The organism is Kitasatospora xanthocidica (assembly GCF_014656195.1).
In the GTDB taxonomy this organism is placed as follows: domain Bacteria; phylum Actinomycetota; class Actinomycetes; order Streptomycetales; family Streptomycetaceae; genus Kitasatospora; species Kitasatospora xanthocidica.
This window is the reverse complement of sequence record NZ_BNBY01000035.1, coordinates 38,955-60,709: the sequence shown is the minus strand read 5'-3', so window position 1 is coordinate 60,709 and position 21,755 is coordinate 38,955. Positions and strand designations below refer to the sequence as shown.

General features: G+C 73.4%; 20 protein-coding genes. 4 read left to right on the top strand and 16 right to left on the bottom strand.

What is annotated here, in order from left to right; translation table 11 throughout:
* Positions 1-57 precede the first annotated feature (57 nt).
* From IE332_RS35730 to IE332_RS35700, 7 genes are all read right to left on the bottom strand, one after another.
* Positions 58-1,275 (bottom strand): hypothetical protein, encoded by a 1,218-nt coding sequence (locus IE332_RS35730; RefSeq protein ID WP_189924860.1) that lies wholly within the window; start codon positions 1,273-1,275, stop codon positions 58-60.
* Positions 1,276-1,397: 122 nt separating this feature from the next.
* Entirely contained in the window at positions 1,398-1,886 is a 489-nt protein-coding gene (locus IE332_RS35725; RefSeq protein ID WP_189924857.1) for a DUF3180 domain-containing protein, read from the bottom strand.
* A gap of 357 nt (positions 1,887-2,243) precedes the next feature.
* Complete coding sequence (folK, locus tag IE332_RS35720) at positions 2,244-2,843, bottom strand: 2-amino-4-hydroxy-6-hydroxymethyldihydropteridine diphosphokinase (RefSeq protein WP_189924855.1); 600 nt, start codon at positions 2,841-2,843, stop codon at positions 2,244-2,246.
* A 44-nt stretch (positions 2,844-2,887) separates the two neighbouring features.
* Positions 2,888-3,247, bottom strand: coding sequence for a dihydroneopterin aldolase (folB, locus tag IE332_RS35715; protein ID WP_030059580.1), 360 nt, complete (start codon positions 3,245-3,247; stop codon positions 2,888-2,890).
* Positions 3,248-3,494: 247 nt separating this feature from the next.
* Positions 3,495-3,974, bottom strand: a complete 480-nt coding sequence (locus IE332_RS35710; protein ID WP_189924853.1) for a nuclear transport factor 2 family protein — start codon at positions 3,972-3,974, stop codon at positions 3,495-3,497.
* Between the two features lie 28 nt (positions 3,975-4,002).
* Complete coding sequence (gene folP / locus IE332_RS35705; protein ID WP_189924851.1) at positions 4,003-4,875, bottom strand: dihydropteroate synthase; 873 nt, start codon at positions 4,873-4,875, stop codon at positions 4,003-4,005.
* A 68-nt stretch (positions 4,876-4,943) separates the two neighbouring features.
* Entirely contained in the window at positions 4,944-6,785 is a 1,842-nt protein-coding gene (locus IE332_RS35700) for a phosphatidylglycerol lysyltransferase domain-containing protein (protein WP_189924849.1), read from the bottom strand.
* A 379-nt stretch (positions 6,786-7,164) separates the two neighbouring features.
* On the opposite strand from IE332_RS35700, the gene IE332_RS35695 reads away from it, so the two are divergent.
* Positions 7,165-8,319 carry an alpha/beta hydrolase gene (locus tag IE332_RS35695; RefSeq protein WP_189924847.1) on the top strand — a complete coding sequence of 385 codons (1,155 nt, stop codon included), beginning with the start codon at positions 7,165-7,167 and terminating at the stop codon, positions 8,317-8,319.
* A gap of 118 nt (positions 8,320-8,437) precedes the next feature.
* Complete coding sequence (locus IE332_RS35690; protein ID WP_189924845.1) at positions 8,438-9,226, top strand: ferritin-like domain-containing protein; 789 nt, start codon at positions 8,438-8,440, stop codon at positions 9,224-9,226.
* Between the two features lie 86 nt (positions 9,227-9,312).
* Here the strand turns inward: IE332_RS35690 and folE are convergent, their stop codons facing one another.
* The 6 genes from folE to dacB all read right to left on the bottom strand — a co-directional run bounded on the left by folE (position 9,313) and on the right by dacB (position 17,594).
* A complete protein-coding gene (gene folE / locus IE332_RS35685; protein WP_189924843.1) occupies positions 9,313-9,918 on the bottom strand; it encodes a GTP cyclohydrolase I FolE in 606 nt (201 codons plus the stop codon).
* Between the two features lie 108 nt (positions 9,919-10,026).
* Complete coding sequence (ftsH, locus tag IE332_RS35680; protein WP_189924841.1) at positions 10,027-12,081, bottom strand: ATP-dependent zinc metalloprotease FtsH; 2,055 nt, start codon at positions 12,079-12,081, stop codon at positions 10,027-10,029.
* A 227-nt stretch (positions 12,082-12,308) separates the two neighbouring features.
* Complete coding sequence (gene hpt, locus IE332_RS35675; RefSeq protein ID WP_030059589.1) at positions 12,309-12,863, bottom strand: hypoxanthine phosphoribosyltransferase; 555 nt, start codon at positions 12,861-12,863, stop codon at positions 12,309-12,311.
* A 71-nt stretch (positions 12,864-12,934) separates the two neighbouring features.
* Entirely contained in the window at positions 12,935-14,062 is a 1,128-nt protein-coding gene (gene tilS, locus IE332_RS35670; RefSeq protein WP_189924839.1) for a tRNA lysidine(34) synthetase TilS, read from the bottom strand.
* Positions 14,063-14,375: 313 nt separating this feature from the next.
* Entirely contained in the window at positions 14,376-15,545 is a 1,170-nt protein-coding gene (locus tag IE332_RS35665; protein ID WP_189924831.1) for an Rv3626c family coenzyme F420 biosynthesis-associated protein, read from the bottom strand.
* A gap of 426 nt (positions 15,546-15,971) precedes the next feature.
* Positions 15,972-17,594, bottom strand: a complete 1,623-nt coding sequence (dacB, locus tag IE332_RS35660) for a D-alanyl-D-alanine carboxypeptidase/D-alanyl-D-alanine endopeptidase (protein ID WP_189924829.1) — start codon at positions 17,592-17,594, stop codon at positions 15,972-15,974.
* A gap of 76 nt (positions 17,595-17,670) precedes the next feature.
* On the opposite strand from dacB, the gene IE332_RS35655 reads away from it, so the two are divergent.
* Both IE332_RS35655 and IE332_RS35650 read left to right on the top strand, forming a co-directional pair.
* Positions 17,671-18,162 (top strand): inorganic diphosphatase, encoded by a 492-nt coding sequence (locus tag IE332_RS35655; protein WP_189924907.1) that lies wholly within the window; start codon positions 17,671-17,673, stop codon positions 18,160-18,162.
* Positions 18,163-18,422: 260 nt separating this feature from the next.
* On the top strand, positions 18,423-19,091 hold the full coding sequence (locus IE332_RS35650) for a biliverdin-producing heme oxygenase (RefSeq protein ID WP_189924826.1): 669 nt from the start codon (positions 18,423-18,425) through the stop codon (positions 19,089-19,091).
* Between the two features lie 76 nt (positions 19,092-19,167).
* On the opposite strand, the gene IE332_RS35645 is transcribed toward IE332_RS35650, so the two are convergent.
* From IE332_RS35645 to IE332_RS35635, 3 genes are all read right to left on the bottom strand, one after another.
* A complete protein-coding gene (locus IE332_RS35645) occupies positions 19,168-19,377 on the bottom strand; it encodes a dodecin (RefSeq protein ID WP_189924824.1) in 210 nt (69 codons plus the stop codon).
* Between the two features lie 122 nt (positions 19,378-19,499).
* Positions 19,500-20,459 (bottom strand): asparaginase, encoded by a 960-nt coding sequence (locus IE332_RS35640; RefSeq protein ID WP_189924822.1) that lies wholly within the window; start codon positions 20,457-20,459, stop codon positions 19,500-19,502.
* A 75-nt stretch (positions 20,460-20,534) separates the two neighbouring features.
* The gene (locus IE332_RS35635; RefSeq protein WP_229929176.1) at positions 20,535-21,155 is read right to left on the bottom strand and encodes an RsiG family protein; all 621 of its coding nucleotides are present in this window, start codon (positions 21,153-21,155) and stop codon (positions 20,535-20,537) included.
* Positions 21,156-21,755: the final 600 nt, after the last annotated feature.

The following is a 21,755-nucleotide window of genomic DNA, read 5'->3' as shown; positions in this document are numbered from 1 at the left end:
GCGGCGCGGGAAGTCGGTCCGACCGACTTCCCGCGCCGCGGCGTTCGTGCACCCGTCTCAGCGCGAGGCGCGCAGCTCCGGCAGCTGGATCAGCTCGGTCTCGTCCTCCGGCGTCAGGTCCACCACGGTCGGCCCGCCCGGCTGCGAACCGCCCTGCGGCTGCTCGGCGACCGGCTGCGGCTCCCGCCCGCCGTCCCGCACCGCGGCCGACTCCGCCGCCCGGGCCTCGGCCGCGGCCTTCGCGGCCACCGCCTCGTCGCCCACCACGTCCGCCAGGTCGGTCCGCTCGCCCAGCTCGGCGACGCTGCCCACCGCCGGCGCCGGGGCCGCCGGGCGCACCGCCCCGCCCGCACCGCGGCCGAAGAAGCTGAAGCCCTGTCCGCGCGCCTGCCCGGACTGCGCCGGCCGCGGCCGCTGCCGCTCCGCCGGTACGGGCGCCGCGGCCGGTGCGGCCTGCGCCCCGCCGAGCTGACCCACCGTCGCCGTCAGCGCCGGCCGCACCGGCGCGGGCTGCACCGGGGGCGTGGCCACCGGCGCCGCGGCCGGCCTGGGCACCGCGGGGGCCACCGGGGCGGGCACCGCCACCGGCACGGGCACCGGCGCGGCCTGGGTCGGGGTCTGGAGCTGGGCCTGGGGCTGGGTCTGGCTCTGGGGCTGGCTCGGGGTCTTGGTCGCCGGGGCGGCGTGCGCCCGCAGCGCGACCTCCGCACCCGCCGTACGGGCCCGCCGCTCCTCCTGCTCGGCCGCACGGCGCTCCAGCAGCCGCAGCACGGCCGCCGCGCGCACGAACGCGGCCGGGCTGGCCGGATACCTGGGACGGCTCGCGGCGAGCGCCCGCTGGGCCGCCTCGGCCTCCTTGAGGGCCTGCTCGGCCACCGACACGGCCCGCTCCCGCAGCAGCCGGGCGATCTCGGTCTCGGCCTTCGCCAGCCGGGACTTCTCCGCGGTCAGCCGCCGCCCGAAGCGGGTGGCCCGCTCCTCGGCGACCTCGGCCGCGTACTCGGCCTCGGCCAGCTGCTCCTCGAACCGCTCCTCGGCGCGCAGCCGCTGCGCCGCGGACATCTCGGCGGCCGCCCGGGCCGCCTTGTCCCGCTGACGCAGCAACAGCGCGAAGCCGAGCGTCGCGATCACCGCCGCGATGCCCACCGAGCGCACCAGGATGGTGTCCTGACTGAAAAGGAGTGCGGCCAGAGCGGCTACCAGCAGTACGCCGGCGGCGGTGGGGGGAAAGACCCGGCCGAGGACGGAGGAATGACGGTGGCGTCCGCGAGACATGCCAAGAAACTAGCGTGCGAATTGGGGCCCTGTCAGCCCAGGGTCCCCTTCCACCCTTGACAGGGGCAGGTTTTTACCGCACGTGCCCGGATTCTCACCCAAGATCACGAAGAAGGCCCTGCTCAGCGGTGGGAGGCCGCCGGACCACTCGGACCGTCGTGGTTCTCGGGCAACTTGCAGACGTGCTGGAGCCAGAGCGCCGCGGCGATCACCGCGGCCCCCGCGAGCACCGCGAACCCGGCCGTGACGGCCTGGTCCTTGCGGGCCGACACGTCCAGCTCCCCCAGCAGGTAGATCCCCGCCCCCGCGTAGATACCGGTGGCCACCGCCGAGACCAGCGCGCTGGCCTGCCCCAGCACCAGCGCCCGGGCCGCCAGCAGCGGGTCGACCCCCTTGGCGCCGGGCTGCCGCTCACGCGCCGCCTTCAGCCGGGACCGCAGCGACAGCGCGGTCGCCAGCAGGATCACCGCCACCGCCGCCAGAACCACCGGCGCCGCGCCCGGCACGGCCGGCAGCGTGTCCAGGGAGGCCCACAGCTTGGAGCCGGCCCAGGACAGCGCCGTCGTGGCGGCGGTGATGCCGATCAGCAGACGGAGGCGAAGCAGCTTCACTCGGAGGAGGTCCTTCCCGGGGTACCAGAGCCGGCCGGCCGCCAGGTGACCCGACGCGGCGGCGCCAGGCCACCGTACCGGGCCCGGCCGGGCGGACACCCGCACGAACGGCGGGCACCTACTGGTACGGCCGGGCCCCCGGCCGAGTTCCCCCGGCTCTTACTCGCCCACTCGCCCACGACGCGGCTCGGGGCGGGCACTCGCCCGCTCGCCCATGACGCGGCTCGGGGCGGGCACTCGCCCGCTCGCCCACGACGCGGCTCGGGGCGGGCACTCGCCCGCTCGCCCATGACGCGGCTCGGGGCGGGCACTCGCCCACTCGCCCGTGACGCGGCTCGGGCAGGCGCCGTCGGCGGGCTACTCCGGCAGCGTCAGCCGGATGTCCTCGCGGCGGACCACGCCCTGCGCGTCCGGGCCTCCGAGCGCCTCCAGCAGCGCGTCGACCCGCCCGTGCCCGGGCACCTCGGCCTCCGGCTGGGCGTCCAGCCAGGGCGCGAGCACGAAGGCCCGCTCGTGCGAGCGCGGGTGCGGCAGCAGCAGCTGCGGGTCGTCGCTGAGCTCGCCCTCGTAGGTCAGGATGTCGACGTCCAGGGTGCGCGGGCCCCAGTGGACCGTCCGCACCCGGCCGAAGGCGTCCTCGATCGCGTTGCCGCGCTCCAGCAGGTCCCGCGGCGGCAGCGAGGTGCGCAGCACGACGACGGCGTTGTAGTAGCTGGGCTGCTCCTCGGGGCCGCCGACGGCCTCGGTCTCGTAGACCGCGGACACCGCCTTGATCCTCAGCCCAGGGGTGTCGGCGAGGGCGTCCACGGCACCCTGCAGGGTGTCCAGCCGGTTGCCCAGGTTGCTCCCCAGCGCGATCACCGCGCAGCGCTGGCTGTGCAGGGTCGTGTCGGCGGAGTCCACCCGGCTCTCCAGGTCGAACGCGTTCGGCGTGGCGGTCGGGTCGTCGCTGCTCATCGAAAAGGTTCCCTCTGCATCGGATACCGGGCGCGCGGTGGGGGTCATGCGCGGCCCCGGTGGATGGTCACGGTCACGTCGTCGAACGGCACGGTGATCGGGGCGTCCGGCTTGTGCACGGTGACCTCGACCTCCTCGACCGCTTCGTGCTTGAGGCACTGGTCGGCGATCCGCTGGGCCAGGGTCTCGATCAGGTCGACCGGCTCCCCGGCGATGATCGCGGTGACCTCCTCGGCCACGATGCCGTAGTGCGCCGTGCGGGTGAGGTCGTCTCCGGACGCGGCGGGGCGGGTGTCCAGGTAGAGCACGAGGTCGACCACGAAGGTCTGGCCCTCGACGCGCTCCCGCTCGAAGACGCCGTGGTGGCCCCGGGCTCGCAGCCCCCGCAGGGTGACGCGGTCCAGCAAACGAATCACTGCTCCCAGTCGGACGGGCCCCGCCCGGTGAAAGGCATGGACGGGCAGGGCGAAGGCGGGCAGCACGCCCGCCACTCCGTTTCGAATCTACCCGCGAGCACGGACAACGCCTGACCGTCCTACCCGGCACCGAACGGCGCCACGCGCGCCGGAATGGCGATTGACGTGAACGTTCGGTGACCACTCGGGAATTCCCGGGCGGCGCACCGGCACCGTATTCCGGCAGCCGCCGGAATCAATCCTCGTCGTCCTCGTCACCGCTGGTCAGAACGGGTGAACCGTGGTGCGACCAGAGCTTCCACCCGGCCGGGGTACGACGGAACAGATTCGTCGACACGACCTTTCCACCGACCAGCGGTCCGAGTTCGCCCTCCTCCTCCGCCTCACCCCCGGACAGGATGTTCTCGGTGCACGTGACAAGGGCCACATCACCGTGGACCTCGGCCTCGACATCGGTCAGGAAGAACTGGATGTACTCCGTGTTCATCATGATGAGCATGTACGAACGGGTCACCTGCGCCCGGCCGCGCAGCACCGGCCAGCCGGGGTGCACGCACACCACGCCGCCCTTGTCGTCGGCGTCCGCGGCGCCCAGCCAGGCGCCCTCGACCGCTTCCAGGTCCCCCCGTTCCAGCGCCTCGTAGAGCGCTCGGTTCGCCGCCAGCACGGCCTCCAGGTCCGCCTCGCGGGCCCGTCCGGCCGTTCCGCCGCTCAACCTGCCGTCACCTGTCACAGACCCTCCCTCACCCCAGCCGCGCCGCGCGCTGCCAAGCCGCGACCACCCGGACGGCGTCCGCCGTGCCGGACACGTCGTGCACCCGCACCGCCCAGGCTCCGGCCCGGGCCGACAGCACCGACACCGCGGCCGTCGCGTCGTCGCGCTCCCGGGCCGGGCGCAGTTCCCCGGTTGCCGGGTCGGCGAGCAGCGTACCCAGGAACCGCTTGCGCGAAGCCGCCACGAGGACGGGACGGCCGAGCGCGGTGAGCGCGTCCAGCCGGCCGAGCAGCGCCCAGTTGTGCTCGGGGGTCTTGGCGAAGCCGAGCCCCGGGTCGAGGATCAGCTGGTCCTCCTTGACCCCGGCGGCCAGCAGCGCGTCCACCCGGCCGGTCAGCTCGGCGACCACGTCCCGCACCACGTCGTCGTAGACGGCCAGCGCGTCCATGTCGGCGGACTGCCCGCGCCAGTGCATCACCACGAAGGGCGCACCGGTCTCGGCGACCACCCGGGCCATCGCCGGGTCGGCCAGGCCGCCGGAGACGTCGTTGACGACCACGGCGCCGGCCTCCACGGCCCGCTCGGCGACCGAGGCGCGCATGGTGTCCACCGAGACCATCACCCCGGCGTCGGCGAGCTCGCGCACCACCGGGATCACCCGGCGCAGCTCCTCCTCCTCGGGCACCCGCTGCGAGCCCGGCCGGGTGGACTCGCCACCGACGTCCACCAGGTCCGCGCCGCGGGCGCGCAGGGCGAGCCCGTGCGCGATCGCCTTGGCGGGGTCGTGCCAGAGCCCGCCGTCCGAGAAGGAGTCGGGCGTGACGTTGACCACGCCCATCACGGCGCAGCGCTCGAGCCGCGGCAGACCGGCCGGCAGGGTGAAGGACGGCGTTTCGCTCATGCGCCCATTATCGAACGGGGCCCCCGCCGGGGATTCCCGGCGGGGGCCCGTTTCGGAGCTCCGGTGCCTCAGGCGGCCTCGGTGACCTCGCGGGTCGACGGCACCGGCATCAGGCCCTCGCGCTGGCGCTTGCGGCCGAAGCGCGGCATGCCGAGCGTGATGAAGGCCTCCGCCTGCATCGCGGCGAAGCCGATCCGCGGCAGGTCCCGGGTGTTCGGGAAGACCAGGAAGCGCGGCTCCCACTCGGGCTGGAACTTGGCGTTGAACTTGTACAGCGACTCGATCTGGAACCAGCGCGACAGGAAGACCAGCAGTCCGCGCCAGGCGCGCAGCACCGGGCCGGCGCCGATCCGCTCGCCGCGGGCCAGCGCCGAGCGGAACATCGCGAAGTTGAGCGACACCCGGCGGATGCCCATGGCGCCCACCGCCTGCAGGGCGGCGACGATCAGCAGCTCGTTCAGGCCCGGGTCGGCGGCGCGGTCGCGGCGCATCAGCTCCAGCGAGATGCCGTCCGGCCCCCAGGGCACGAAGTGCAGCACGGCCTTCAGGTCGTCGCCGCTCTCGCCCTCCTCCGGGTCCTTGTGCGCGGTGACCACGACGCAGTCGTCGTCCAGCGGGTCGCCGAAGCGGCCCAGCGCCATCGAGAAGCCGCGCTCGGTGTCGGTGCCGCGCCAGCGGGCGGCGGCGTCGGCGATCCGGTACTTCTCCTCCGCGGTGAGCTCGGAGACCCGGCGCACCTTGCAGGAGTAGCCGTTGCGCTCGATGCGCTTGACCATCTGGCGGACGTTGCGCATGGCCCGGCCGGAGAGCGAGAAGGTGGAGGTGTCGACGATCGCCTCGTCGCCCAGCTCCAGCGCGTCCAGGCCCGCCTCGCGGGTCCAGACCTCGCCGCCGACCTCGCTGCAGCCCATCACGGCCGGCACCCAGGCGTGCTCGCGGGCCTCGGCCATGAACACCTTGATCGCGCCCGGCCAGGCCTCGACGTCGCCGACCGGGTCACCGGAGGCGAGCATCACGCCGGAGACCACCCGGTAGGAGATCGCGGCCTTGCCGGTGGGCGAGAACAGCACGCTCTTGTCGCGGCGCAGCGCGAAGTAGCCCAGCGAGTCGCGCTCGCCGTGCCGCGCCAGCAGCTCGCGGACCTTCGCCTCGTCCTCCTCGGTGAGCTCGGGCTTCGGCTTGCCCGGGCGCAGCGCCAGGTAGGCGGTGGTGAAGGCGGTCAGCAGGCCGAGCCCGCCGAGCAGGTAGGCGACCAGGTCGGACATCCGCACGTTGGTGTAGCGGACCGGGCCCTCGAAGCCGAGGAGTCCGTAGCCGACGTGCTGCAGGCGCTCGCTCAGGCCCGGGTGGCCGATCTCGTACTTGGTGCGGGTGCTCACGATCAGCAGGCCGAGCAGCACGCTGAGGAGGCCCATGACGACCAGGTTGACCACGGCCCGCCAGCGGGTGCGCGGGTCGGCCTTGGCATAGAACTCGCGCTGGTGGACCAGCATCACGGCGAGGACGAGCAGCGAGACGACCGCCGGGCCGACCTGGTGCCAGCGCACGATGTGCAGCGCCGCGCCGACCGGCAGCAGCACGCACACCGCCCGCCAGGCCCGCCGCTTGCGCCGGCGCAGCGCGTGGGCCAGCGGCACCAGCAGGATGCCGACCATCAGCGTGCCGACCGCGGCCAGGCTGGTGGTCCCGCCCGGGAGCTGCCCGGCGAAGGTGTGCATCTTGGTGTGCCGGAGCTTGGGGAACACCGCGCTGGCGATGTCCACCAGCCCGATCAGCAGACAGGCGTAGCCGACCGCGCCGGGGAGCCACGCCCTCGGAACAGCGGCCGCCTGGGTGCGCAGCGTCTGCAGGCCGCGACGACGGCGCGGCGGCTGCTCGGGGCTCGGCTCAACGGACACGGGAACGCTCATGGAAGCTCAGCGTAGAGGCTGCGGTGGGGTGTCCCGTCCCTCCGGGGGAGGACGCGTGATGGACCTTCATGCCTATTCCTTCATCAGGCAATGCGCATACCAAGGACCCGGAAACGGTCGGTAAACCGGGACCGTGGACGCGCTGCGGGTTGAGCCGGCGGTGGGAGCCTGGGGATCGCCGCAGCGTGGCGCGGCAAGACCCTCCGGGACGCTTTACGTACGGTGGACGCCGCATTCTAGGGTGCCGGTTGCCTGCGACCTCCCCCCGCCCTCCGGCCTCCGCCCGAGCGCCCGGACAGCCTAGCCGCGGTGGCCCCGCCTGACGGACCGCCAGACGATGAAGCCTGCACCGACAGTGTCCCACCGGAAGGCCGACGGCATGGAACTGACCAGCGACGCGCTGGTGAACTCGCTGCTCGCACTCGGCGCCGCGGCGCTGGTCACCACCCTGTGGATCTGGCCCCGGCTGGCGCGGCAGCGCCCCCTGCCGGTGCTCGGCCGGATCGGCCTGCTGACGGTCGTTCAAGCCTCCATCGTGGCGGTGCTCGCGCTCGCGGTGAACAACTCTTTCGGGTTCTACACGTCCTGGGACGACCTGCTCGGAACCAGCGGCACCAAGCTCGCGCTGACCAGCAACGAGAACCACAAGGGCGGCACCCCGGTCACCGACGCGCTGCTCCAGCCCACCGGCGAAGGCGGCCTGGAGACGGTCACCAATCTGCCGAAGGGGCCGCCCGAGGAGGTCGGCAAGGTCGAGTCGGTCCGGGTCAACGGCCAGGAGTCGGGCCTGTCCGACCAGATGTTCGTCTACCTGCCGCCCGAGTACTTCGACCCGAAGTTCGCCCTGATCCGTTTCCCGGTCCTGCTGGCCATCGCCGGCTACCCCGGCACCGCGCTGAACCTGGTCAAGGACCTCTCCCTCCCCCAGACCGCGTACGAGCTGCAGCGCACCGGGAAGATGCCGCCGACCGTCCTGGTGATGGTCCGCCCGGGCGTGGTCCCGTCCCGGGACACCGAGTGCGTGGACGTCCCCGGCGGGCAGCGCACCGAGACCTGGTTCGCCAAGGACGTGCCGGAGGCCGTCCGCGCCACCTACCGGGTCGGCCGCACGGCCGGCTCCTGGGCGTCCTTCGGCTACTCCACCGGGGGCAGCTGCGCGCTGCGCCTGGCGATGCGCTTCCCGAACGTCTTCGGCAGCGCGACCAGCCTGCACGGCGACTTCACCGTCCGCCAGGACGGCTACACCGGCGGCGACCTCTTCGGCGGCGACAAGGCGCTGGCCCAGCAGCACGACCTCGGCTGGCGGCTGCAGAACCTGCCGGTGCCGGCGCTCAACATGCTGGTGGTCTCCACCCGCAAGGAGTCGGACTACCCGCAGACCGTCCAGTTCGTCGACCAGGCCACCCAGGTCGCGGCGGCCAACCCCCAGTTCAAGGTCGACTCGCTCTACCTGGACGACGGCGGGCACAACGTGGACAGCTGGATCAAGGAGCTGCCCGCCTCGCTCGAATGGCTGGGCACCCACCTCGGCTAGCACGTGCGGGTGATTACCCGCCGGTCGGCCCGCCCGGTCGCGGGCCCGGGGGAACGTATCGCGGCCGTCCGCCCGCCACTCCCGGCGGGCGCCGCCCCGGATCCGCGCAGGAGGCGCCGTGCTGAGCACCAGATCGCTCTTCAACGAGATCTACCGGAACGACCAGGCGTACCAGCTGTTCTGCAGCATCGCGGCCGGTGGCGAGGACCAGGGCGGCTGGGAGAACGAGCGGATCACCGCCCTCACCCCGGACCCGGTGCTCGCGCCGAAGGTCGCCCGGCACGGCGCCGACGAGCGCAAGCACGGCCGGATCTTCACCCAGCTGCTGAACAAGCGCGGCCTGCCCAAGGTGCCCGTCCCGGACGACGCCGACTACTGCATGCTGCTGGAGCGCCAGGGTGTCGGCCTCTCCCACGAGCGGCTGAACAGCGACGTGCCGCTGACCGAGCGCGAGATCATCACCTACCTCGCGCACAGCCGGGTCACCGAGCAGCGCGCCGCCGAGCAGATGCGCCAGCTGGTCAAGGTGTACGGGGACAACCCCGAGCTCGGCCGGGCGATGCGGATGATCTCCGCCGACGAGGACAACCACCTCGCGTACTGCCACGAGGAGCTGCTGCGGCTGCGGGCCCAGGGCCACGGCCCGTACATCCGGCACACCCTGGAGACCAGCGCCCGCGGCGAGATCCGCACCCACCGGGACGTCGGCCTCGCCGTCACCGCCCGGATGGCCCGGATCCTGCGCTGGCCGCGCTGGCAGCTCGCCGTGGTCACGTTCGGGGTGCACGCGCTCTACCTGTACGACCGCGCATTCGGCTGGCGCCGGATGGTCACGCTGCGGATGCCCGAGCGCCGCAACGCAATGGGCACCCCGGCTCCGCCGCACGCGAAGACCGAGGTGCCCTGAGGAGTCCTGCCCGCGGCTCCCGGCCGTTCGGCGGCCGGGAGCCGCCGTCGACCGGTGCCGCCGTCGAGCGGTGCCGCCGGGTGCCGCTAGCGGCCGATGATGAGGCTCATCGCCTCGGCCCGGGTGGCCGGGTCGCGCAGCTGGCCGCGCACGCACGAGGTGATGGTCTTGGCGCCGGGCTTGCGGATGCCGCGCATCGACATGCACATGTGCTCGCACTCGACCACGACGATCGCCCCGCGCGGCTCCAGGATCCGCATCAGCGCGTCGGCGACCTGGCTGGTCAACCGTTCCTGCACCTGCGGCCGGCGGGCGTACACGTCGACCAGCCGGGCGAGCTTCGACAGCCCGGTGATCTTGCCGCTGGGGGACGGGATGTACCCGACGTGGGCCACGCCGCGGAACGGCACCAGGTGGTGCTCGCAGACCGAGGTCAGCTCGATGTCCTTGACCAGCACCATCTCGTCGTGGCCGAGGTCGAAGGTGGTGGTGAGGACGTCCTCGGGCTCCTGCCACAGGCCCGCGAATATCTCCTTGTAGGCACGCGCCACCCGGGCCGGGGTCTCCAGCAGGCCCTCCCGGTCCGGGTCCTCCCCGACGGCGAGCAGCAGCTCGCGGATGGCGTTCTCGGCCCGCTTCTGGTCGAAGAACCCGACGGCGGGCGGACCGTCGAGCGTCACCGGGTCGATCATGCGGGGCCTCGCTTAGATGTGTGAAGACTCTGGCTGAACAGCACGGATGCCGCGCCTCCAGGGTACAAACCCTGGTGACGCGGCAACCATTCCCTACGGGACCGGGGGTCAGCCCTCGACCGGCGGCTCGGTGGCCGGCAGCGGCGGGAGCTTCACGACGTCCATCGGAGCGGTGTCACCGGCGGCGGCGCCGTTGGTGAGCGCGAGCTCCTTGGGGGACTGCACCGGAGGCCGGGTGGACGGCGTACGACGGGTGGAACCCGTCCAGGCCGGCCGGGCCGGGCGCTTGACGATCGGCGCGAAGATCTCGGCGATCTGCTCCTTGTTCAGGGTCTCCTTCTCCAGGAGCTCCAGGACCAGGTTGTCGAGCACGTCGCGGTTCTCGACCAGGATCTCCCAGGCCTCGTTGTGCGCGCTCTCGATGAGCTTCTTGACCTCTTCGTCGACCAGCGCGGCGACCTCTTCCGAGTAGTCGCGCTGGTGGCCCATCTCACGGCCCAGGAACGGCTCCGCGTTGTCGGAGCCGAACTTGATCGCGCCCAGACGCTCGGTCATGCCGTACTGGGTGACCATGGCCCGCGCCGTGGCGGTGGCCTTCTCGATGTCGTTCGAGGCACCGGTGGTCGGGTCGTGGAAGACCAGCTCCTCCGCCGCGCGCCCGCCCAGCATGTAGGCGAGCTGGTCGAGCATCTCGTTGCGGGTGGTGGAGTACTTGTCCTCCTCCGGCAGCACCATGGTGTAGCCGAGGGCGCGGCCGCGGGACAGGATCGTGATCTTGTGCACCGGGTCGCTGTACTGGCAGGCCGCCGCGACCAGGGCGTGACCGCCCTCGTGGTACGCGGTGATCTTCTTCTCCTTGTCGGACATGATCCGCGTGCGCTTCTGCGGACCGGCCACGACGCGGTCGATCGCCTCGTCCAGGATGTTGTTGTCGATCAGCTTCTTGTCCGACCGGGCGGTCAGCAGCGCCGCCTCGTTGAGGACGTTCGACAGATCGGCACCGGTGAAGCCGGGGGTGCGCTTGGCGACGGCCGAGAGGTCGACGTCGGGCGCGATCGGCTTGCCCTTCTGGTGCACCTTGAGGATGTCCAGCCGGCCCTGGAGGTCGGGGCGCTCCACCGCGATCTGGCGGTCGAAACGGCCCGGGCGCAGCAGCGCCGGGTCCAGGATGTCGGGGCGGTTGGTCGCGGCGATCAGGATCACGCCGCCCTTGACGTCGAAGCCGTCCATCTCGACCAGCAGCTGGTTGAGGGTCTGCTCGCGCTCGTCGTGACCGCCGCCCAGACCCGCACCGCGGTGCCGGCCGACGGCGTCGATCTCGTCGACGAAGACGATCGCCGGGGCGTTCGCCTTGGCCTGCTCGAAGAGGTCGCGGACCCGGCTGGCGCCGACACCGACGAACATCTCGACGAAGTCGGAGCCGGAGATGGAGTAGAACGGCACCCCGGCCTCGCCCGCGACGGCACGCGCCAGCAGGGTCTTGCCGGTCCCGGGCGGGCCGTAGAGCAGCACACCCTTGGGGATCTTGGCGCCGACGGCCTGGAACTTGGCCGGCTCCTGCAGGAACTCCTTGATCTCGTGGAGCTCCTCGACCGCCTCGTCCGCGCCGGCGACGTCGGAGAAGGTGGTCTTGGGGGTGTCCTTGGTCAGCAGCTTGGCCTTGGACTTGCCGAACTGCATGACGCGGGAGCCGCCGCCCTGCATCTGGTTCATCAGGAACAGGAAGACCAGGACGATGATCACGATCGGCAGCATCGACAGCAGCAGGCTGACGAAGGTGCTCTGCTTCTCCGGGCTGACGGTGTAGCCCTCGGCGAGCGTGCTCGAGTCCTTGTCGTTGATCTGGGCCTGCAGCTTGTCGGCGATCGCGACACCCTGGTCGCCGATGTAGGAGGCCTGGAACTTGGTGCCGGACGGGGTCTTGCCCGTACCGGCGTTGGGCAGCGTTGCGCCGTCCTTCAGCTGGATCTTGATCGTGTTCGAGTCACCGGTGGTGATCTGCGCCGACTTGACGTTGTGCGCGTCGATCGCCGCCACGACCTGGCCGGTGTCCACCGTCTTGTAGCCGTTCGAGTCCGAAACGACCTGCATAAGTACGATGACGGCGAGGACGGCCAGCACGATCCACATGATCGGCGCACGGAAGTATCGCTTGACGTCCATCCATGCGGGGCGTTGCCGCCCCGTCCCTCCTGCCACTCAACGGCGCCGTGTGGCTGAAGGCCGCGGCGCGTCCGGTCGGTTGCTCATGTGAAGAGCGGTTTATTGGACCGTACCGCAGTCGGACCCGCCCATGGCGGGAGCACGGCGACACGGTTTCGGTTCTTTGTCCCCCCGGTCCAACGGGCGGGAACGGTCTACTGTTCCCGCCCATAGCCCGAACGGGTCCCTCAGCCGCCGTAGACGTGCGGGGCGAGGGTACCGATGAAGGGCAGGTTACGCAGCTTCTCCGCGTAGTCCAGGCCGTAGCCGACCACGAACTCGTTCGGAATGTCGAACCCGACGTACTTCACGTCGATCTCGACCTTGGCCGCGTCCGGCTTGCGCAGCAGGGTGCAGACCTCGAGCGAGGCCGGACCGCGCGAGCCCAGGTTGCCCAGCAGCCAGGACAGGGTCAGGCCGGAGTCGATGATGTCCTCGACGATCAGGACGTCACGGCCGGCGATGTCGGTGTCCAGGTCCTTGAGGATCCGGACCACACCGGAGGACTTGGTGCCCATCCCGTACGAGGAGACGGCCATCCAGTCCATGGTGACCTGCGAGTGCAGGGCACGGGCGAGGTCGGCCATGACCATCACGGCACCCTTGAGGACGCCGACGATCAGCAGGTCCTTGCCTGCGTAGTCCCGGTCGATGCGCTCGGCCAGCTCAAGGAGCTTGGCGTCGATCTCGTCCTTGCTGATGAGCACCTTCGCGAGGTCAGCGCCCATGTCGTTCTGGTCCACCGGGGATACGTCCTCAAACGTTCGGGGTCTTTGTGGCCGGCGGCCGGCCACCCCGGGGCATGCCTAGCCCGTCAGTCGCCCTGCCGCCGAAAGACCAGCGTGCCACACCTGCGGGTGGCCTCGACGCCCCCGGGTAGGTGCAGCGGCCCCTGGCCGCGCCATCCGGTGACCAGCAGGTCGATGGTCTCCAGGTGCCGGGCGAACAGGTCCCCGGCCGGGCAGCCCGCGCGCAGCGCCGCCCGGCGCAGCACCCGGCGGCGTACGGCCGGCGGCAGTTCGGCCAGTTTCGCGGCATCCAGGGCGCCTTCCCCCGTACGGAGGTCGCGTTCGGCCAGAGAGGCCCACTGGTCGAGGGCGTCGGCGTCGTCGCGGAACAGCCGGGCGGTGCGGGCCAGCGCCTCGACCACTCCGCCGCCCAGGTGCTTCTCCAGCACCGGCAGCACCTCGTGGCGGACCCGGGAGCGGGTGTAGGCGGGATCACAGTTGTGCGGGTCGTCCCAGACCGGGATCGACTGGGCGGAGCAGGCCTGCCGGGTGGCGGCCCGGTCGAGCTCCAGCAGCGGACGGCGGTAGCGGCCCTTCTGGGCCGGCATCCCCGCCAGCGAGCGGGCGCCCGAGCCGCGGGCCAGGCCCAGCAGCACGGTCTCGGCCTGGTCGTCCCGGGTGTGGCCGAGCAGGACGGCGATCGCACCGAACCGCTCGGCGGCCTCGTCCAGGGCGGCGTAGCGGGCGTCCCGGGCGGCCGCCTCCGGGCCGCCGGCGCGGCCGACGCGCACCGGGACCGCCTCGACCGGGTCGAGGCCGAGCGAGCGCAGCCGTTCGGCCACCTGGTCGGCGCGCTCGGCGGAGCCGGGCTGCAGGCCGTGGTCGACGGTGACGGCGCCGACCCGCAGGCCGATCTTGGGGGCCTCGAAGGCGGCGGCGATGGCCAGCGCCATCGAGTCCGCGCCGCCGCTGACGGCGACCAGGACCAGCGGCGAGCCGGGCGCGGCCGGGGTGCGGGGCAGACCGGACGGGTGGCGCGCGGCGTTGCCGATCAGGGTGGTGCCGACGGCGGCACCGACCAGCGGCGCCCCGGCCGGACGCTCACGGGGTTCGCGCACCGGCGCGGTGAAGGTGGAACCGGCCTCGGCGGCGAGGTCGGTGAGCGTGCGGCGAACGGCCAGGCGTATCGCGGCGACAGCGGGGTGAGGGCCCACGGCGGACGACTCCTCGACGGAGGGGACAGGACTGCGGCGGGCGGCGTTGACCGCGCACCTGCGTGAGCGCCCTGTTACCGGGCGCTCACAGATGGTGGCAGAAAGGAGCCACCCGCTACGCCACCCGCGCCACCGGTACGACCACCGTCCCACGTTCGGGTGAATGAAGAAACGCTTCTTCACTCGCGATATGCCCGATTGGACCACTCGTACGAGCGGGTTTGACCGCCCCGCGCCGCTTGCCGCCCGGCTCGGGGCGTCACGAGGCCGCGGCGCCACGGCTTCGCGGCGTCACGGCGTCACGAACGGGCGCTCAGCGCGCCACCCGGGCGACCCAGGCGGCCGGGTCGTGGATCTCCTCCTTGGTCGGCAGGGTGTTCGGGGAGGTCCACACCCGGTTGAACCCCTCCATGCCGACCTGCGCCACCACCCCGCGCACGAACACCGCGCCGTCCTGGTACTGGCGCAGCTTGGCGTCCATGCCCAGCAGCCGGCGCAGCAGCAGGTCCAGCCGGTTCGCGCCGCGGTCCCGGCGCTGCTGGAACTTCTCCCGGATCTCCGCGACCGTCGGCACCACGGCCGGGCCGACGCCGTCCATCACCACGTCCGCGTGACCCTCCAGCAGCGACATCACCGCCGTCAGCCGGCCGAGGATCTCGCGCTGGGCGGGCGACTGGACGATCTCCATCAGGTTCGACGAGGAACCCTCCCGGCCGCCGAGGCCCGGCAGCCCGCCGAGCGAACCCGCCGCGTCCCGCAGCCGGTCCAGCAGCGCGCCCGGGTCGACGTCCGTCTCGGAGAGGAAGGACTGCACCTCGGACTGGATGTGGTCACGCAGCCACGGCACCGCGGTGAACTGCGTCCGGTGCGTCTCCTCGTGCAGGCAGACCCAGAGCCGGAAGTCGGACGGGTCGACGTCCAGTTCCCGCTCGACGTGCACGATGTTCGGCGCCACCAGCAGCAGCCGGCCCGGCCCCGGGCCCTCCGGCCCCAGCCGCGGCTTGTCGAACAGCGCCGCCGGACTGTCCGGGGCCTCCAGCGAGGGCTCCGCCGGGGCGAAGGTCTCGTACTGGCCCAGCACCTTGGTCGACAGGAACGCCAGCAGCGCCCCCACCTCGATACCGGTGGCCTTCTCCCCCACCGTGCCGAACACGCCGGCCGCCGCGCTGTTCGCCCGGCGCGCCTGCAACTTCTCCACCAGCGGCTGGACGACCGTGCGGAAACCCGCCACGTTGGCCCGCACCCAGCCGGGGCGGTCCACCACCAGCACCGGCGTCGCCGCGGCCTGCGCCAGGCTCGACGACTGCATGCCGGTGAACGCCCGTACGTGCTCCTCCGCCTCCAGGGCGTGCCGGCGCAGCTCGGCGACCACCGCCGCCGCTTCCTCCCGGCTCACCTCGGGCCCCGGCCGAACCAGCCTGGTCGCGGTTGCGACCGCGAGATTCCAGTCGACCATGTCAGCACCGCCGCTCGCGCTCGTCATGCCCTCACCGTACGTGCTCCCCACCACCTACGGCAGCCACCCGCCGCGAACACCTCCGCCCCGACCCCCCGGCACACCCCGGCGGCGACCCCACGCACCCGGCAACTCGGCTGCGGCGGCGGCCGGATGACGCTCCGCACCGGCCGACCGGCGCACCCGCGAGGGACACCCCCGCGCCCTGCACCGCAGGGGCCGATCGGCGCCTCCCGCACAGGCCACTCGGTGCCCGGCGCGAAGCCCTCCGGGTACGCCCACAGGCGGCGGCCGGATGACGATCCCCACCGGCCGACCCCGGCCCGGACAGGAGTCATCCGAACCGGGCGAACCCAGACGAGCCCGCGAGGCCCGGCCAGGCCTCCGCAGGCCCGACGGCCGCCGAGACCCCGGCCCGGACAGGAGTCTCCCGGGGCACCGAGGCAGACGGAGTCAGTGGCAGCCGCAGGTGGCGAGGCGGGCGGCGATGCGGTCCATGGCGGCGCGGGCGGTGTCGGCGGGGGCGGTGTCGGGGGTGCGGGTCATGACGGCGAAGGCCAGGAGGCGCCCGTCGGCGTCGACGACGGTGCCGGCAAGGGTGTTGACGCCGCTCAGGGTGCCGGTCTTGGCGCGGATCAGGCCGGCCGCGGCGGCCGCGCCGGAGGCGGAGCCGTAGCGCTTGCCGAGGGTGCCGGTGAAGCCGGCGACCGGGAGGCCGGTGAGGACCGGGCGCAGGGCGGGGTGCTGCTCGGAGGCGGCCAGGGAGAGCAGCCGGACCAGGACGACGGGCGGGATCAGGTTGTCCCGGTGCAGTCCGCTGCCGTCGTTGAGGACCACGTCGCCCATCGGCACGCCGAGTCGGACGAGCTCCTGGGTGACGGCGGCGGCCGCCCCCTCGAAGGAGGCCGGCTGGTGCGCGGCGAGCGCGACCTGACGGGCGATCGCCTCGGCGAGCTGGTTGTCGGAGGTGGTCAGCAGGCGCTCGACCAGCCGACCGAGCGTGGGCGAGTCGACCCGGCCGAGGACGGGCGCGTCGGCGGCGGCCGGGGCCTCGGTGGGCTTGGCCCCGCCCTCCACGGTGATGCCCCGGGCCTTGAGCAGGCCGGCGAAGGCCTCGGCGGCGGCGAGGGCCGGGTCGGTGACGCGGGCCGGCGCGTCCGCTCGGCTCTTCGGGTCCACCTTGGCCTCGTCCACCATCAGCGGGACGACCAGGGCGATGTTCTCACCGTCGTGGTTCTTGTGCCGCGGGTTGCCCGCGTACATCGACAGGTCGTAGTCGAGCTTGACCGAGCTGGTGCCGGCCGCGGTGAGGGTGTCGGCGGTCTGCCGGGCGAGGGCCTCCAGGGAGGCTGGGGCGGTGTCGGCGTCGGCGGGCTGTCCGCCGATCTGCACCTGGTCGACGGGCAGTGCGGTGAGCGTCGGGTCGCCGCCGCCGACCAGGGTGATCGTGCCCGGAGCGGCACCGCGGACCACCTTGGTGGTCAGCCGGGTGTCACCGGGGATCAGGGACAGGGCCGCGACCGAGGTGGCCAGCTTGGTGGTGGAGGCGGGGGTGGCCGCGGTGTTCTCCCCGGAGCCGTACAGGAGTTGGCCGCCGGCGGCGTCCGCGACGGCGAAGGTGACGTCTCCGAGGCCGCGGTCCGCGAGGGCGGCGGCGAGGGCCTGCTGGAGGCCCTGCGTGGTGGGGACGGCGGCCTGCGGGCCGTCCTCGGCGGCGGCCAGGACGGCGCCCTGCGCGGGGGCCGGGCGCGCGGCGGACGCGGCACCGCCGGCGCCGGGGGTGGCGGCGGGCGCTCCGGAGCGGCGGGTGGGCGTGGTGCCGGGGCTCTCGCCCGACCCGGCCTTCGGGCCGTTCTTCCCGTGCTCGCCCTTCTTGCCCTCGTGGCCGCCCTGGCCGCCCTGGCCGTCGCGGTCCTCGTCCTCGCCCTGCCCGGCGCTGTGCCCGCCCGGGGGCGGGGAGGGCTGCGCGTACGCACCGCCCGAGGTCAGGACCGTTCCGGCGACCAGCAGTGCCGCACCGAACAGCCCGGCGGCCGTCCCCCGGCGGCGGCGAGCCGCGCCTCCCCCTGCTCCCACCGACCGGCCCCTTTCCCGAGCACTCACTCCCGTAGGAGACACTTGGATTCTGTCAGTCCCTACCTTGGAGGAACCGTTGGAGTTCGACGTCCTTATCGAAATCCCGAAGGGCTCTCGTAACAAGTACGAGGTCGACCACGAGACCGGTCGTCTGCGGCTCGACCGGATGCTCTTCACCTCGACCCGCTACCCGGCCGACTACGGCTACGTGGAGGGCACGCTCGGCGAGGACGGCGACCCGCTGGACGCCCTGGTCATCCTTGACGAGCCGACCTTCCCGGGCTGCCTCATCAAGTGCCGCGCCATCGGCATGTTCCACATGACCGACGAGGCCGGCGGCGACGACAAGCTGCTCTGCGTCCCGGCGACGGACCCGCGCTGGGAGCACCTGCGCGACATCCACCACGTGTCGGAGTTCGACCGCCTGGAGATCCAGCACTTCTTCGAGGTCTACAAGGACCTGGAGCCCGGCAAGTCCGTCGAGGGTGCCAACTGGGTCGGCCGTGTCGAGGCCGAGGCCGAGGTCACCGCTTCGATCAAGCGCCTGGCGGAGCAGGGCGGCCACTGAGCCGTCGTTCCGATCTCGTTCGATCAGGGTAGTTCGAGGTAGGTCGGGACAGCCTGGGGCCGGGGTTCACGGATTCGTCCGCGGGCCCCGGCCTCTGCCGTTCCCGGGGCCGGGCGGTCCGCTGGCCGGGGGCGGAGCGGTCGGGGCACACTGGCGGCACAGGTTGCCGACAGACTGTCGGCATGACGTGAAGTTAGGTTAGGCTAACCACAACGTCGGGGCTGGATCCGACCCGGCCGCAGCCGATCACTGGAGGCCGCATGACCGCGCCCGAGCCCGTCCCGTTCTCCACCGTGCTCCGCACCGCCAGCAGCGAGGAGCACGAGGCCGCCGAGCACTCCTCGTTCATGAGCCACCTGCTGAACGGCCGGCTCGGGATCGAGGCGTACGCCGACCTCACCGGCCAGCTCTGGCACGTCTACCGGGCCCTGGAGAGCCGCGCCGGACAGCTCGCGGAACACCCGCTGACCGGCCCCTTCGTCGACCGGGCACTGCTGCGCACCGCCGCCATCGAGCGCGACCTGGCGCACCTGCGCGGCCCCGACTGGCGGGACGGCCTGGCACCGCTGCCCGCCACCGCCGCGTACGTCGCCCGGGTGGAGGAGCTGGCCGTCGAGTGGCCCGCCGGGTACATCGCGCACCACTACACCCGCTACCTGGGCGACCTGTCGGGCGGCCAGATCATCCGGGGCGTGGCGGAGAAGACCTGGGGATTCGCCCGCAAGGGCGACGGCGTTCGGTTCTACGTCTTCGAGGAGGTCGACAACCCGGCCGCCTTCAAGCGCGACTACCGGGCCAAGCTGGACGCGGCGGGCGCGGCGATGGACGAGGTCGAGCGGCGCCGGGTGGTCGAGGAGTGCAAGCGGGCGTTCGTGCTCAACGGCGCGGTCTTCCGCGACCTGGACGCCCGCTACCCGCTGAGCGCGTAGCGGCCCGGCGCGGCGACGGGACCGGCCCCGGCGAGCGATCGGCCCGCCGGGGCTGCCGGAACGCGGCTCACCGGGGTCAGTCCTCCAGCCGGAAGCCGACCTTCATGCAGACCTGGAAGTGCTTGACCCGGCCGTCCTCCAGATGGCCCCGGACCTGCGACACCTCGAACCAGTCGAGGTTGCGCAGCGTCTGCGCGGCCCGCTCCACCCCGTTGCGGATCGCGGCGTCGATGCTCTCGGTCGAGGACCCGACGATCTCGGTCACCCGGTACACGTGGTCGCTCATGGCGGACTCCCTCAGCTGTGCGACGGCCCCCGGTCCACCGTGCACCGCCCCCGCGCCGCCCGCACCCCGACGGGCGCCCGCCGACCGCCGTACAGGGGGCGAGGGGGCCGCGGGCGGGGGCCCTAGAACGCCGCCCGCACCCCGCCGACCGGCGCACCGCCGCCCAGCAGCGGGGCCGCGCCGATCCGGTCGACGGTCTCGTCCGCCCCGGTCACCCCGAGCCGGCGCAGGGCGGCCGCCAGCACCGGGCCGCGGGCCCGCTCGCCACCGTCGTCGATCTTGAAGGCCAGCGCGCGGCCGTCCGGCAGCGCCACCACCTGGACGGCCTCGGCGCCCATCTTGGACAGCGCGCCCGGCAGGGCCCGCATCAGCCAGGTGTCCGCCCGGCGGGTGCCGGCCACGTACTCGGGGTGGGCGCGCATCGCGTCGGCGACCCGGCGCGGCGCGGAGCCCTCGGCGGCCAGCACCAGGCCGCGGTAGGCGCGGGCCAGGCCGGTCAGCGAGACGGCCAGCAGCGGGGCGCCGCAGCCGTCCACCCCGGCGTGCGCGGGAGTCTCGCCGGTGCCCTCCTCCAGGGCCTCACGGGCCAGTCGCTGGATCGGGTGGGCCGGGTCGAGGTAGCTCGCGGTGTCCCAGCCGTTGGCGACGCAGGCCGCCAGCCAGCCGGCGTGCTTGCCGGAGCAGTCCATCAGGATCGGGGCGCGGCGGCCGCCGGCGACGAGCAGCAGCTCCGCCTCGGTCTCGTCCAGCGGCAGGTCGGCCGGGGTGCGCAGGGCCGACTCGTCGAGGCCGGCGGAGCCGAGGATGGCCCGCACACCGGCGAGGTGAAACGATTCTGCAGAGTGACTGGAGGCCGCCAGCGCCAGCAGCTCCCCCTCCAGCTCCAGCCCGGCCCGCAGCGTCGCCACCGCCTGGAACGGCTTGGCGGTCGACCGGGGGAAGACCGGCGCGTCCGGGTCGCCCAGCGCGAACTCGACCGAGCCGTCGGCGGCGAGCAGCACCAGGGAGCCGTGGTGGTGGCCCTCGACGAAGCCGGATCGTATGACCTCGGCGAGGACGGGCGCGGTGGCGAGCTGGGACATCGGGGTTGAGCCTTCCGGGGCGGGGGTGAGCCGAGGAGTGAGCCGGGCCCCACCCGCCCACGGCGACTCACCCGGTCAGAGCGGCCCCCCTGCGAGCAGGTCGTCGACCCGTGCTTCCCCATCACGGTACCTGCGGGTGATCTCGGCATTGCAACCGTCGGCGGTGCGCAGCAGCCGCTGGCGCCGTCCGGAGACCTCCCGCTCGTGCGCCCGCAGCCGCTCCAGCGCGGCCAGCAGCTCCTCGGCCGGGTGCGCGGCCAGGTCGGCGAGCTGGACGTCGCCCATCAGCGCGTCCGCCTCCAGCCGGGACTCCAGGGTGCGCGGCGGGCCCAGGGTGACGTGCCGGGCCGAGCGCCGCACGGTGGAGGGCGCGTCGGTCAGGATGGCGGGCAGCCGGTCCAGCAGGTCGCCGGGGACCGGGTCGGGGCCGGGCACGCCGGCCGTGCGGACCGGGCCCACACCGGGGCGCCGGTCGAGTTCGGCGCGCAGGATGTCCATCCGCCCGTGCAGCAGCCGCCGCAGGTAGGAGAGGTCGGCCTCCTGCTCCAGGGTCTCCCGGCGCAGCACCCGCAGCTGGTCCAGGCCCAGCCCTTCCAGATCGGGCTCGCCCGGCACGCCCGCCACCGGCCCGCCCGGGCTCCCGGGGGCCCGCGCCACCTGCCCGGACCGGTCCCGCGCCGCGCTGCTCGCGTCCATCACCCAACCACCTGCCGTCGTCCGATCCCGCCCGCTCGCGGCACTCCGTCCCTGCCGCCGGCCGGCCCGTCCCCCCGACGGGCTCGGCGTTCCGTCCGTCGGCACGCCCGGGAGCCCCCCGGAGGTTCCGTTCCCCGGCCGTGACCACCCGTCGGGGCGACACCACCAGAACACCTGACCCACCGGCTCGACCGCCCGGCCGAACCCGGGCCCGGCGCGGCGGACCTCATGGCGCCCCGGACCCTTCGTACGGTCCCCCAGCGTGCCACCCCGCCCGGCGCGGGCGCACCGCCCGTGCACCCGAACGGCCCCCTGGCGAACGGGGGTGGCTGATATGACCGGCCCTTTCCGCAGGAAGAGTGGCGCCCCAACCCGCGCAGGCGCCCACGTCACGGCGTGCGCCACCCCAGCACGCGCCCCTCCCGTGCGCCCTGGGACAACCCCTGTGACGCACGTGGGGGACGCGACGGGACGGACGGGGGGCGCGACGGCGCCGCCGCAAGCCCCGCGAGAGGGCCGCGCGAGGGCCGCGCGAGGGCCGCGCGAGGGCCGCGCGAGGGCCGCGGAAGGGCGTCCGAGGGGCGTCCGAGGGGCGTCGGC

Excerpts from the sequence above, each read along its gene's own strand:
- IE332_RS35730 (WP_189924860.1), bottom strand. The coding sequence starts at position 1,275 with ATGTCTCGCGGACGCCACCGTCATTCCTCCGTCCTCGGCCGGGTCTTT.
- folK (WP_189924855.1), bottom strand. The coding sequence starts at position 2,843 with ATGAGCAGCGACGACCCGACCGCCACGCCGAACGCGTTCGACCTGGAG.
- folP (WP_189924851.1), bottom strand. The coding sequence starts at position 4,875 with ATGAGCGAAACGCCGTCCTTCACCCTGCCGGCCGGTCTGCCGCGGCTC.
- IE332_RS35700 (WP_189924849.1), bottom strand. The coding sequence starts at position 6,785 with ATGAGCGTTCCCGTGTCCGTTGAGCCGAGCCCCGAGCAGCCGCCGCGC.
- IE332_RS35695 (WP_189924847.1), top strand. The coding sequence starts at position 7,165 with ATGGAACTGACCAGCGACGCGCTGGTGAACTCGCTGCTCGCACTCGGC.
- folE (WP_189924843.1), bottom strand. The coding sequence starts at position 9,918 with ATGATCGACCCGGTGACGCTCGACGGTCCGCCCGCCGTCGGGTTCTTC.
- ftsH (WP_189924841.1), bottom strand. The coding sequence starts at position 12,081 with ATGGACGTCAAGCGATACTTCCGTGCGCCGATCATGTGGATCGTGCTG.
- IE332_RS35665 (WP_189924831.1), bottom strand. The coding sequence starts at position 15,545 with ATGACGAGCGCGAGCGGCGGTGCTGACATGGTCGACTGGAATCTCGCG.
- IE332_RS35650 (WP_189924826.1), top strand. The coding sequence starts at position 18,423 with ATGACCGCGCCCGAGCCCGTCCCGTTCTCCACCGTGCTCCGCACCGCC.
- IE332_RS35645 (WP_189924824.1), bottom strand. The coding sequence starts at position 19,377 with ATGAGCGACCACGTGTACCGGGTGACCGAGATCGTCGGGTCCTCGACC.
- IE332_RS35640 (WP_189924822.1), bottom strand. The coding sequence starts at position 20,459 with ATGTCCCAGCTCGCCACCGCGCCCGTCCTCGCCGAGGTCATACGATCC.
- IE332_RS35635 (WP_229929176.1), bottom strand. The coding sequence starts at position 21,155 with ATGGACGCGAGCAGCGCGGCGCGGGACCGGTCCGGGCAGGTGGCGCGG.